Origin of the sequence: Streptomyces griseorubiginosus (genome assembly GCF_001514195.1) — a bacterium.
GTDB classification, from domain to species: domain Bacteria; phylum Actinomycetota; class Actinomycetes; order Streptomycetales; family Streptomycetaceae; genus Streptomyces; species Streptomyces griseorubiginosus.
In genome coordinates, this window is sequence record NZ_KQ948735.1 from 1,075,262 (window position 1) to 1,087,645 (window position 12,384).

A 12,384-nucleotide genomic window follows, 5' to 3' on the forward strand; every position below is an offset into this window, starting at 1 on the left:
CGGTCATGGGCGAGCAGCCTCCCGGTGGGTGAGGTGGGCCAGGGTGTCGAAGCCGACGCCGTTGAAGTCGGCGACGGAGGTGGCGAGCCGGTTCTTGAGCGGGGCGGTCCAGTGGTCGGGCAGGCGCTCGGGGGCGCCGGTCAGCAGGGCGGCGATGCCGCCGGTCGTGGCCCCGTTGGAGTCGGTGTCCCAGCCGCCGCCCACCGCCCGGGCCAGGGAGCCGGTGAAGTCGCCGTCCGCGTGGGTGAGGGCGGCGGCGATGAGCGCGGTGTTGGGGATGGCGTGGACCCAGTGGTGTGCGGCGTGGGTGGCGTGGAGTTCGTCCACGACCGTGTCGAAGTCGTCGTGCCGCCGGGCCAGTTGGATCGCCTGGGTGATCGCCGCTGTCAGTCGCGAGGCCGGGGGGATCACGGTGAGACCGGTGCGCAGGCAGGCGTGGATGTCGGGAGTCGCCGCTGCCTGCGCGATGACCGCCGCGACGAACATCGCCGCGTAGACGCCGTTGGCGGTGTGGGTGAGGACGGCGTCCCGATGGGCCTGTTCGGCGGCCGCGCCCGGGTCGCCGGGGTTGGTCCAGCCGTGGACGTCGGCGCGGATCAGGGCGCCGATCCACTCGCGGAAGGGGTTGCGGTGCCGGGCCGTCCGCGGGGGTTCCAGGCCCTGGAGGAGATTGCGGTAGGCGACGCGCTCCGCGGTGAAGGTGCGGCCCGCGGGAAGCTCGTCGAGCCACAGCCGCGCCACGTCCGCGGTGGTGAAGCGGCGGCCGTGGCGTTGCAGCAACAGCAGGTTCAGCAAGGGGTAGTTGAGGTCGTCGTCCTCGGGCATGCCGTCGATGTTCTCGGCCAGGGAGGTGGGGGCCGAGCGGCGGTTCCAGGGGTGCGCGGCGAGCAGCTCCGCGGGGACCCCCTTCGCGGTGAAGTACGAGGTCAGGGGCCAGTTGCCGGTGGCTGCGGCGAGTTGTCGGATGGCGTCGAGGGGGAGCTTCTCCACCGGCTTGCCGAGCAGGCAGCCGACGGCCCTGCCCAGCCAGGCCGCTTCCAGCGCGTACCGGGTGACGGCGGCAGGGGCGGGCGACGGCCACGCCGGGCAACGGGCCCTGATGGCCGCGAGGTCCGTGGGTTCGTCGTCCGCCAACCGGCTCGGCAGGTCCGCCAGTTCGTCCAGGAGGTCCTCGGCGAGCTGTCGCAGATACCGGGACGCGGGTTCGGCCGAGGCGCCCGCCCGGGCCGGCGCCCCGGCACCGCCTGCCGCCCGCCACCGGGCCGCGATCGCCGAGGGCTCCCGGCCGTCCTGGCGTGCCTGGCGGAGTTCGTGGCCGAGCAGGTCCTCCGGCTGGACCCAGGTCAGTCGGAGCATCTCGGACCTCCGAGCGCGGTGAGGGCCGACTCGTGGGCCCTGCGGCGGCGCACGTCCTGTTCGAAGATCTGCCGGGTGACGGCCGTCAGGGTCCGCGCCGGCTCCCAGAGGTCCAGGCGGCTCGCCTCCGCGACCTTCTTGGACCACTCGTCCGGAACAGGGCTGCCCAGGGCGCCCGCCACCGCGCCCGCCATCGTGGCGATCGAGTCGCAGTCCCGGCCGTAGTTCACCGCGCCGAGCACCGCGTGCCGGAAGTCGCCGCCGGCCACGACCAGCATGCCCAGGGCGACGGGCAGTTCCTCGATGGCGTGCAGGCGGGAGGGTCGGCGCGCGCCGAGCGAGGGGGCGCGGTAGTCGTCGCCGACGGTGTCGTAGGGGGACACCGCCGCGCGCAGCGGCCGTAGCGCCGACTCGAAGTCCGTGTACCGGGACGCCACTTCGCAGACCTTCTCGACGGCGGTGCGGGTGCCGTCCCTGGCGAGGGACAGACAGGCCGCGACGACCGAGTCGGGGGTCGCGCCGGGGGTGCTCGCCGCCGCCACCGCCGCCGCGAACACGCCCGCCGCCTCGCGGCCGTACGACGACTGGTGGGCGCCCGCGACGTCCAGGGCCTCGGCGTAGGCGGCGGCCGGGTTCGCCGCGTTGACCAGGCCGACCGGGGCCATGTACATCGCCGCACCGCAGTTGACGATGTTCCCCACGCCCGCCTCGCGGGGGTCGACATGGCCGTAGTGGAGGCGGGTGACCAGCCATTTCTCGGCGAGGAACAGACGGTGCAGGGGGAGGGCCTCCGCCTCCAGTTCGGGAATCCAGCGCGGGGTCGTCATCAGGTCCGGGACCAGGTGCTCGGCGATCGCGTAGGCGTCCAGGTGGTCGCCGACCCGGTCGTAGACCCTGATCAGGGCGTGGGTCATCAAGGTGTCGTCGGTGACGTGGCCGTCGCCCTTGTGGTACGGCGCGATGGGGCGGGCGGTGCGCCAGTCGTCGCCGTTCCAGGGGCCGACGATGCCGTGGACGCGGCCGGCGTGGCGTTCGAGGATCTGGTCGGGGGAGTAGCCCTCGACGGGGCCGCCGAGGGCGTCGCCCACCGCCGCGCCCACGAGGGCTCCGGCGATCCGTTCCTCAAGGCTGCTTTCTTGGGTTTTGGGCGTCATGCCCGGAATCATCCTCCTGGGAGGGGCGGTTGTGCGGCTTCCAGGAGTCCGGCGAGTTCCACGAGGTCCGTGCCGGTGAGGCGGGGGAGGGCGCAGCCGGACAGGGTGCGGCAGGCGGCCTGCCAGCCGGCGGGGATCGATCCGCTGCCGCCCAGGGCGCCGGTCAGGGCGCCGACCAGGGCCGGGGCGGAGTCCGCCACCCGGGACAGACAGGCCGCCGCGGGGACCGCCTCGGCGATCCGGCCCCGGGCGGCGGTGGCCAGCGCGAGGGCCACGGGGACGGTCTCGGCGGCTGCGATGCCGTAGCTGTAGACGTGGTCGACGATGTCGTGTTCCAGGGCGGGGATCAGGGCGAAGGCGCTGTCGGCGGAGCGGGCGAGGTCCAGCGCGTGGTGGGCGTTGCGGGCGATCTCGGTGCCGTCGGGGAGTTCGGCGAGGGCGGCTTGCACGCAGGTGTCGACGGGAGCGCCGGTCAGGGCCAGCGACAGGGCCGCGGCCATCGCGCGGGCGCCGTGCACGCCGTCGCCGTCCTGGGTGTAGCGGGCGTCGAACTCGGCCAGGTCCGCGGCGAGTCGGGGGGCGCCGGGGTGGGCGACGGCGAGGACGCAGGCCCGGACGCAGGCCGCGTCGTCGAAGTAGTGCGGGTTGTCGTGGCCGGTGGCGGGTGGGCGCAGGCCGGTGGCGAGGTTGCCGAGTCCCGCGCGTACGGAGATGCGGGCGCGCAGGGGGATCTCGGCGGACTCGATCTCGGGGGCCTTGTCGGTCGCCGCGGCCACCTCGTCGGCGAGGGCGTTCCAGGTGAGGTCGATCGCGGTTCTCGTACGGCGGTCGCGGGGGAGGTCGCCGAGGGCGGTGTCGTCGGCCGCCCTGAGGAGGGCCTCCGCGGTGAGGGCCGCCCATTCGGCGTCGTCGGAGGGGCCGAGGCGGAGGGGCTCGGGGGGTTGGTTGAGGGCGATGGGGACCGGGAGGGTGGTGGTGGCGTTCTGCTCGGCGAAGGTGTCGAGTTCGCGGGTGAGGCGGCGGGTCCAGTCGGGGAGGCGGGTGGCTCGGTGGCGGGCGGAGGGCCAGCCGGCGGCGTCGCCTGCGGCCAGGCCCAGGAGGAGGCCGACGGTTCTGCCTGCCTCGGCATTTGTGTTCCCACCCGCACCACCCGTTTCGCTTTCGTGGTCGGGTGCGGGTGGCCCCTGTGGGGCGGTCCCGCCGTCGGCGGCCGCGGGTGCGTTCGGGGGCGCCTCTGCGGGTGCGTTCGCGGGTGGAGCCGCGGGTGCGTACGCCGTCGCCGTCGTCGGTGTGGTCGGCTCGTCCCAGGGGGCCGGCGGGGTCATGAGGCGACCTCCGCCCCTGCGCCCGCCACCAGCGACTCCGCCACGTCCAGTACATGTCGACCCGCCATCGACGGCAGGCAGCTGCCTCTTGCCGGGCCGATCGCCGTGGCCCACAGGGGTGGGATCGCCGAGACGCCCCTCGTCGCGCCGGCCAGTGCTCCCGCGACCGCCGCCGTCGTGTCCGCGTCCCTTCCCATGTTCACCGCCGTCAGGACCGCCTCGCGGAAGTCGCCGTCGGCCGCCGCGTACGCGCCGAAGGCGAGGGCCACCGCCTCCGGGGCCAGGTCGGTCCACGGGTAGCCGCCGATCACCACCGCGGAGCGGACCGCCTTCTCGCCCCGGTGGGCGACGGCCACCGCCCGCCTGAGGGACCTCGCCGTCCAGCTGTCGTCCGGGATCACCGCCAGCGCGGAGGCGACCACGGCGATCGTCGGGGCGCCCGCCATCGCCGCGGCCACTCCCGCCGCGACCGCCTGGCCGCCGTAGATGCCCTCGCCGTCATGGCTCACCGAACCGTCGATCGCCACCAGCCGGGCCGCCTCCGCCGGGCGGCCCGCCGCGAAGACGCCGAAGGGCGCCGCGCGCATGGCGAGACCGTCGCTCCAGGCGTGCCGGTGCTGGGCCGAGATGGGGGCCGCGAGGCCCCTCCGGAGGTTCTCCAGGGTGCCCCGCTCGCTGAAACCGGCGCCCCGGAACGGGCCCTCGTCGCGGTCCGCGATCCACTCGTGCCAGGCCGCCTCCACATGGGCGGGGGTCAGGGCGGAGCCGTGCCGGGCCAGCAGCAGCCCCGAGAAGATCGTGTACTCGGTGTCGTCCGTGCCGGCGGGGGTCTCGGCCACGAAGCCCTCGATACGGCCCCAGCGGGCGCGGATCTCCGAGGGCTTCAGGTTCTCGGCGGGGGCCCCGAGGGCGTCCCCGACCGCCAGGCCGAGCAGGGCGCCGCGGGCCCGCTCGCGGAGTTCGGCGGTGGGCTGCGGCACCGGGGCCGAGGGGACGCAGGCGATCGATGTCATACGCGGGCCTTTCCACAGAGACACCTTTTGCGGATGTGTCCCACCATCGGCGGTTGACCGGAGCCTCCTCGGCCCCAACGTCACCCGGTCGAAATCTGTGCAGGCCTGCTATCGAATGAGCGCTCGACGGTAAAACCGCAGGTTAGCCCAGCCTTTCCTTGCTGGCGGACGGGAATGCCCCGACGTACTGTGGGCGTTGTTGAGAATTAGAATCTGTCCAAAGTTAGCTTTGGCTTAGCTTCCCTGGGGGACCGGAATGGCCATCATCGACATCGAGGCGCCGCTGCACGAGGCGCACCGCGACAACCACACGCACCGGGACGTCAACGGCGGCTGGCTCAGGCCCGCCGTGTTCGGGGCCATGGACGGGCTGGTCTCCAACCTCGCCCTGATGACCGGTGTCGCCGGTGGGGCCGTCGGTCAGCACACCATCGTGCTGACCGGGCTCGCGGGGCTCGCCGCCGGTGCCTTCTCGATGGCGGCCGGCGAGTACACCTCCGTCGCCTCCCAGCGCGAGCTGGTCGAGGCCGAACTGGACGTGGAGCGGCGCGAACTGCGCAAGCACCCGCAGGACGAGGAGGCCGAGCTCGCCGCCCTGTACGAGGGGCGGGGCGTCGAGCCGGAGCTGGCGCGCGAGGTCGCCCGGCAGCTGTCCAAGGACCCCGAGCAGGCTCTGGAGATCCACGCCCGCGAGGAGCTCGGCATCGACCCCGGGGACCTGCCCTCGCCGATCGTCGCCGCGGTCTCCTCCTTCGGCTCCTTCGCGCTGGGCGCCCTGCTCCCCGTGCTGCCGTATCTGCTCGGCGCGACCGCGCTCTGGCCCGCCGTGCTGCTCGCCCTGTTCGGGCTCTTCGCGTGCGGTGCCGTGGTGGCCAGGGTGACCGCGCGGAGCTGGTGGTACAGCGGGCTGCGGCAGCTCGCCCTGGGAGGTGCGGCGGCCGGTGTGACGTACGCCCTGGGCATCCTGATCGGAACGGCCGTAGGATAAGGAGGCCGCTACTTATGCGAGGGACCGCATAAGTAGCCGTTACTCGCTGGTTTCGAATGCTTAACCACTGGGCATGAGCCGTAAGCGCTGCGGGCAATGACGCTTGCGGCGCACTCGCGGGGTGGGCGACGACGCCCCCTCCGCCCCCGGACCGATGGACATGGATCTGACCGATCAGTCCGGTCCGGAACCACCTACTTCAAGCCACGTGTGCGACACCCCCTCGCCCTCACGTGGCGTCCGCATGTTGGAACGACATATCCAGTTCCCGAGAATCGCTCCATCATGTAACCTGCACGAAATTTTGCACTCACGCAGAGGGCCAACGTCGTCCCTCGGCAATCTGCATATGCCAGTTGACGACGACGGGAGAGCCGATGCGTACGCCGCGCCAGCCGTCCCAGCACTCCACGAATGGCCAGAAGTGGTCGTTCATGGATGCTCGCCCTGCTGCGCAGGGTATGTACGACCCCCGCAACGAGAAGGACGCCTGTGGCGTCGGTTTCGTGGCCACCCTCACCGGCGAGGCGAGCCATGCGCTGGTCGAGCAGGCGCTCACGGTTCTGCGCAACCTGGAGCACCGCGGTGCCACCGGCTCCGAGCCCGACTCGGGTGACGGGGCGGGCATCCTGTCCCAGGTTCCGGACGCCTTCCTCCGCGAGGTGGCCGGCTTCGAACTGCCCGCGGCCGGTGCGTACGCCGTAGGTATCGCCTTCCTGCCCGAGGAGGGCACCCAGGAGGCGGTCTCGAAGATCGAGACGATCGCCGGGGAAGAGGGCCTGACGGTTCTGGGATGGCGTGAGGTTCCCGTCGCCCCCGAGCTGCTCGGCGCCACCGCCCGCTCGACGATGCCCGCCTTCCGCCAGGTCTTCGTGACCGACGGTTCCTCGGAGGGCATCGACCTCGACCGCAAGGCCTTCGTGCTGCGCAAGCGCGCCGAGCGCGAGGTCGCCGTGTACTTCCCGTCGCTGTCCGCGCGGACCATCGTCTACAAGGGCATGCTGACCACCGGCCAGCTGGAGCCCTTCTTCCCGGACCTGTCCGACCGCCGCTTCGCCTCCGCGATCGCGCTCGTGCACTCCCGGTTCTCCACGAACACCTTCCCGTCGTGGCCCCTCGCGCACCCGTACCGCTTCGTCGCGCACAACGGTGAGATCAACACCGTCAAGGGCAACCGCAACTGGATGGCCGCCCGCGAGTCCCAGCTCGTCTCGGACCTCTTCGGGGACAAGGGTCTGGAGCGCGTCTTCCCGATCTGTACGCCGGACGCCTCCGACTCGGCGTCCTTCGACGAGGTGCTCGAACTCCTGCACCTGGGCGGCCGTTCGCTGCCGCACTCCGTGCTGATGATGATCCCGGAGGCGTGGGAGAACCACGACTCCATGGAGCCCGCCCGCCGCGCGTTCTACGAGTTCCACTCCACGATGATGGAGCCCTGGGACGGCCCGGCCTGTGTCACCTTCACCGACGGCAAGCAGGTCGGCGCGGTCCTCGACCGCAACGGACTGCGCCCCGGCCGCTACTGGGTCACCGACGACGGCCTCGTCGTCCTCGGCTCCGAGGTCGGCGTCCTCGACATCGACCCCGCCAAGGTGGTCCGCAAGGGCCGCCTCCAGCCGGGCCGCATGTTCCTCGTCGACACCGTCGAGCACCGCATCATCGAGGACGACGAGATCAAGGCCGGCCTCGCCGCCGAGCAGCCCTACGCCGAGTGGCTGGAGGCCGGGGAGATCGAGCTCTCCGACCTGCCCGAGCGTGAGCACATCGTGCACACCCACGCCTCGGTCACCCGCCGCCAGCAGACCTTCGGTTACACCGAGGAGGAGCTGCGCGTCATCCTCGCGCCGATGGCCAAGGCCGGTGCCGAGCCGATCGGCTCGATGGGCACCGACTCGCCCATCGCCGCGCTGTCCTCGCGCCCGCGGCTGCTCTTCGACTACTTCACCCAGCTGTTCGCGCAGGTCACCAACCCGCCGCTGGACGCGATCCGGGAAGAGCTGGTCACCTCCCTGCGCTCCTCGCTGGGCCCCCAGGGCAACCTCCTGGAGCCGAGCGCCGCGTCCTGCCGTACGGTCACCCTGCCCTTCCCGGTGATCGACAACGACGAGCTGGCCAAGCTCATCCACATCAACGCCGACGGCGACATGCCCGGCTTCAAGGCCGCGACCCTGTCCGGCCTGTACCGGGTCTCCGGCGGCGGCGACGCCCTCGCCGCCCGCATCGAGGAGATCTGCGCCGAGGCCGACGCCGCCATCGAGAACGGCGCCCGCCTGATCGTCCTGTCGGACCGCCACTCCGACGCCGAGCACGCGCCGATCCCCTCGCTGCTGCTCACCGCGGCCGTCCACCACCACCTCATCCGCACCAAGCAGCGCACCCAGGTGGGCCTGCTGGTCGAGGCCGGTGACGTCCGCGAGGTCCACCACGTCGCCCTGCTGATCGGCTTCGGCGCCGCGGCCGTGAACCCGTACCTCGCCATGGAGTCCGTCGAGGACCTGGTCCGCGCCGGCACCTTCCTGCCCGGCATCGAGGCCGAGAAGGCCATCCGGAACCTGATCTACGCCCTCGGCAAGGGCGTCCTCAAGGTCATGTCGAAGATGGGCATCTCCACCGTCGCCTCCTACCGCGGCGCCCAGGTCTTCGAGGCCGTCGGTCTCGAAGCGGGCTTCGTCGAGAAGTACTTCAGCGGGACCGCCTCCAAGATCGGCGGCGTCGGCATCGACGTCATCGCCAAGGAGGTCGCCGCCCGGCACGCCAAGGCCTACCCCGCCTCCGGCATCGCTCCCGCGCACCGCGCGCTGGAGATAGGCGGCGAGTACCAGTGGCGTCGCGAGGGCGAGCCGCACCTGTTCGACCCGGAGACGGTCTTCCGCCTCCAGCACTCGACCCGCGCGAACCGCTACGACATCTTCAAGAAGTACACGGACCGCGTGAACGAGCAGTCCGAGCGGCTCATGACGCTGCGTGGACTCTTCGGCTTCAAGTCGGACCGCCCGTCGATCCCCGTCGACGAGGTCGAGCCCGTCTCCGAGATCGTCAAGCGCTTCTCCACCGGCGCCATGTCGTACGGCTCCATCTCCAAGGAGGCGCACGAGACCCTCGCCATCGCCATGAACCAGCTGGGCGGCAAGTCCAACACCGGTGAGGGCGGCGAGGACCCGGACCGTCTTTACGACCCGGCCCGCCGGTCCTCCATCAAGCAGGTCGCCTCCGGCCGCTTCGGTGTGACCTCCGAGTACCTGGTCAACGCGGACGACATCCAGATCAAGATGGCCCAGGGCGCCAAGCCCGGCGAGGGCGGCCAGCTGCCCGGCCACAAGGTCTACCCGTGGGTCGCGAAGACGCGTCACTCGACGCCGGGCGTGGGCCTCATCTCCCCGCCGCCGCACCACGACATCTACTCCATCGAGGACCTGGCCCAGCTGATCCACGACCTGAAGAACGCGAACCCGCAGGCGCGGATTCACGTCAAGCTGGTCTCGGAGGTCGGCGTCGGCACGGTCGCGGCGGGTGTCTCCAAGGCGCACGCGGACGTCGTGCTCATCTCCGGCCACGACGGCGGTACGGGCGCCTCCCCGCTGACCTCGCTGAAGCACGCGGGCGGTCCCTGGGAGCTGGGCCTCGCCGAGACCCAGCAGACCCTGCTGCTCAACGGCCTGCGCGACCGGATCGTCGTCCAGACCGACGGCCAGCTCAAGACCGGCCGTGACGTCGTCATCGCCGCGCTGCTCGGCGCCGAGGAGTTCGGTTTCGCGACCGCGCCGCTCGTCGTCTCCGGCTGCGTCATGATGCGCGTCTGCCACCTGGACACCTGCCCGGTCGGCATCGCCACCCAGAACCCCGTGCTGCGCGACCGGTTCTCCGGCAAGGCCGAGTACGTCGTGAACTTCTTCAAGTTCATCGCCGAGGAGGTCCGCGAGATCCTCGCCGAGCTGGGCTTCCGCTCCATCGAGGAGGCCGTCGGCCACGCCGAGACCCTCGACGTGACCCGCGCGGTCGACCACTGGAAGGCACAGGGCCTGGACCTGGCTCCGCTCTTCTACGTGCCCGAGCTGCCCGAGGGCTCCGCCCTGCACCAGGTCATCGCGCAGGACCACGGCCTGGAGAAGGCGCTCGACAACGAGCTCATCAAGCTCGCCGCCGACGCCCTGGCCGCCGACTCGGCGACCGACGCCCAGCCGGTCCGCGCCCAGGTCAAGGTGCGCAACATCAACCGCACGGTCGGCACCATGCTCGGCCACGAGGTGACGAAGAAGTTCGGCGGCGCGGGTCTGCCCGACGACACCATCGACATCACCTTCACCGGTTCCGCCGGCCAGTCCTTCGGCGCCTTCCTGCCGCGCGGTGTCACGCTGCGCCTGGAGGGCGACGCCAACGACTACGTCGGCAAGGGCCTCTCCGGCGGCCGCGTCATCGTCCGACCCGACCGGGGCGCCGACCACCTCGCCGAGTACTCGACGATCGCGGGCAACACCATCGCCTACGGCGCGACCGGCGGCGAGCTGTTCCTGCGCGGCCGTACCGGTGAGCGCTTCTGCGTCCGCAACTCCGGCGCCCTGGTGGTCTCGGAGGGCGTGGGCGACCACGGCTGCGAGTACATGACCGGCGGTCACGCGGTGGTCCTCGGGCCGACCGGCCGCAACTTCGCGGCCGGCATGTCCGGCGGTATCGCCTACGTCATCGACCTGGACCGCGACAACGTCAACGTGGGCAACGTGGACGCGGTCGAGGCCCTGGACGACGCCGACAAGCAGTGGCTGCACGACGTGGTGCGCCGCCACCAGGAGGAGACCGGCTCCACGGTCGCCGAGAAGATCCTGGCCGAGTGGGACACCGCGGTGGACCGCTTCAGCAAGATCATCCCCAGCACGTACAAGGCAGTGCTCGCCGCCAAGGACGCCGCCGAGCAGGCGGGACTCTCCGAGTCCGAGATCACCGAGAAGATGATGGAGGCGGCGATCAATGGCTGACCCGAAGGGCTTCCTGAACCACGGCCGCGAGGTCGCCAAGTCCCGCCCCGTCGACGTCCGCCTGAAGGACTGGAACGAGGTCTACGTCCCGGGCTCGCTGCTCCCGATCATCTCGAAGCAGGCGTCCCGCTGCATGGACTGCGGCATCCCGTTCTGCCACAACGGCTGTCCGCTCGGGAACCTCATTCCCGAGTGGAACGACTACGCCTACCGCGAGGACTGGACCGAGGCGTCCGAGCGCCTGCACGCGACGAACAACTTCCCGGAGTTCACCGGGCGGCTGTGCCCGGCTCCCTGCGAGGCGGCGTGCGTGCTCGGCATCAACCAGCCGCCGGTCACCATCAAGAACGTCGAGGTCTCGATCATCGACAAGGCGTGGGACAGCGGTGACGTCAAGCCGCAGGCCCCCGAGCGCCTGTCCGGCAAGACCGTCGCCGTGATCGGCTCGGGCCCGGCGGGTCTCGCCGCCGCCCAGCAGCTCACCCGGGCCGGTCACACCGTCGCCGTCTACGAGCGCGCGGACCGCGTCGGAGGCCTCCTCCGGTACGGCATCCCGGAGTTCAAGATGGAGAAGCGGCACATCAACCGCCGTATCGAGCAGATGCGCGCGGAGGGCACCCGCTTCCGCACCGGCATCGAGATCGGCCGCGACCTCAAGGCGACCGACCTCAGGAAGCGGTACGACGCCGTCGTGATCGCCGCCGGTGCCACCACCGCGCGCGACCTGCCGGTGCCGGGCCGCGAGCTCAAGGGCGTCTACCAGGCCATGGAGTACCTGCCGCTGGCGAACAAGGTCCAGGAGGGCGACTACGTCACCTCCCCGGTCTCCGCCGAGGGCAAGCACGTCGTCGTGATCGGCGGCGGCGACACCGGCGCCGACTGCGTGGGCACCGCCCACCGCCAGGGCGCGGCCTCGGTGACGCAGCTGGAGATCATGCCCCGGCCGGGCGAGGAGCGGAACCCGAACCAGCCCTGGCCGACCTTCCCCATGCTGTACAAGGTCACCTCCGCGCACGAGGAGGGCGGCGAGCGGGTCTACTCCGTCTCCACGACCCACTTCGAGGGCGACGAGGACGGCAACGTCCAGTGGCTGCACCTCACCGAGGTCGAGTTCATCGACGGGAAGCTGACCCCCAAGCCGGGCACGGAGCGCAAGATCCCCGCCCAGCTGGTCACCCTCGCGATGGGCTTCACCGGTACCGACCGGGAGAACGGCCTGGTCGAGCAGTTCGGCCTGGAGCTCGACGAGCGGGGCAACATCGCCCGCGACGCCGACTTCGCGACCAACGTGCCGGGCGTGTTCGTCGCCGGTGACGCCGGCCGCGGCCAGTCGCTCATCGTGTGGGCCATCGCGGAGGGCCGCTCGGCCGCCCGCGGCTGCGACCGGTTCCTGACCGGCGCGAGCGAGCTGCCGGCGCCGATCCGTCCGACGGACCGCTCGCTGATGGTGTGATCACCCCCGCATAGACGTCCCGTACAAAGGCGTACGGAACAGTGATGGCGCCCGCCTCATGTCCCCGACCGGACCGAGGCGGGCGCCGTCGCATGTCCGCGAGGCCTACGGCAGCTTGAGGGTCT

At 71.6% G+C, this 12,384-nt stretch carries 7 protein-coding genes; 3 read left to right on the top strand and 4 right to left on the bottom strand.

The features are described from left to right. Positions 1-3: 3 nt before the first annotated feature. The 4 genes from AQJ54_RS11205 to AQJ54_RS43400 are packed head-to-tail and all read right to left on the bottom strand — an operon-like array spanning position 4 to position 4,848. Entirely contained in the window at positions 4-1,356 is a 1,353-nt protein-coding gene (locus tag AQJ54_RS11205) for an ADP-ribosylglycohydrolase family protein (RefSeq protein ID WP_062236441.1), read from the bottom strand. Further along, a complete protein-coding gene (locus AQJ54_RS11210; RefSeq protein WP_062236444.1) occupies positions 1,344-2,510 on the bottom strand; it encodes an ADP-ribosylglycohydrolase family protein in 1,167 nt (388 codons plus the stop codon). Before AQJ54_RS11210 ends, AQJ54_RS11205 begins: the two co-directional genes overlap by 13 nt. An 8-nt stretch (positions 2,511-2,518) precedes the next feature. Continuing rightward, positions 2,519-3,835, bottom strand: coding sequence for an ADP-ribosylglycohydrolase family protein (locus AQJ54_RS11215; RefSeq protein WP_079069818.1), 1,317 nt, complete (start codon positions 3,833-3,835; stop codon positions 2,519-2,521). Further along, positions 3,832-4,848 (bottom strand): ADP-ribosylglycohydrolase family protein, encoded by a 1,017-nt coding sequence (locus tag AQJ54_RS43400; RefSeq protein ID WP_062024642.1) that lies wholly within the window; start codon positions 4,846-4,848, stop codon positions 3,832-3,834. The genes AQJ54_RS11215 and AQJ54_RS43400 overlap by 4 nt, the downstream gene beginning before the upstream one ends. A 256-nt stretch (positions 4,849-5,104) precedes the next feature. On the opposite strand from AQJ54_RS43400, the gene AQJ54_RS11220 reads away from it, so the two are divergent. The 3 genes from AQJ54_RS11220 (at position 5,105) to AQJ54_RS11230 (ending at position 12,259) form a co-directional block, all read left to right on the top strand. Then, positions 5,105-5,836, top strand: a complete 732-nt coding sequence (locus tag AQJ54_RS11220) for a VIT1/CCC1 transporter family protein (RefSeq protein ID WP_062024641.1) — start codon at positions 5,105-5,107, stop codon at positions 5,834-5,836. Positions 5,837-6,213: 377 nt separating this feature from the next. Further along, positions 6,214-10,806 (top strand): glutamate synthase large subunit, encoded by a 4,593-nt coding sequence (gltB, locus tag AQJ54_RS11225; protein ID WP_079069819.1) that lies wholly within the window; start codon positions 6,214-6,216, stop codon positions 10,804-10,806. After that, entirely contained in the window at positions 10,799-12,259 is a 1,461-nt protein-coding gene (locus tag AQJ54_RS11230) for a glutamate synthase subunit beta (protein ID WP_062236453.1), read from the top strand. The genes gltB and AQJ54_RS11230 overlap by 8 nt, the downstream gene beginning before the upstream one ends. The last annotated feature ends 125 nt before the right edge of the window (positions 12,260-12,384 follow it).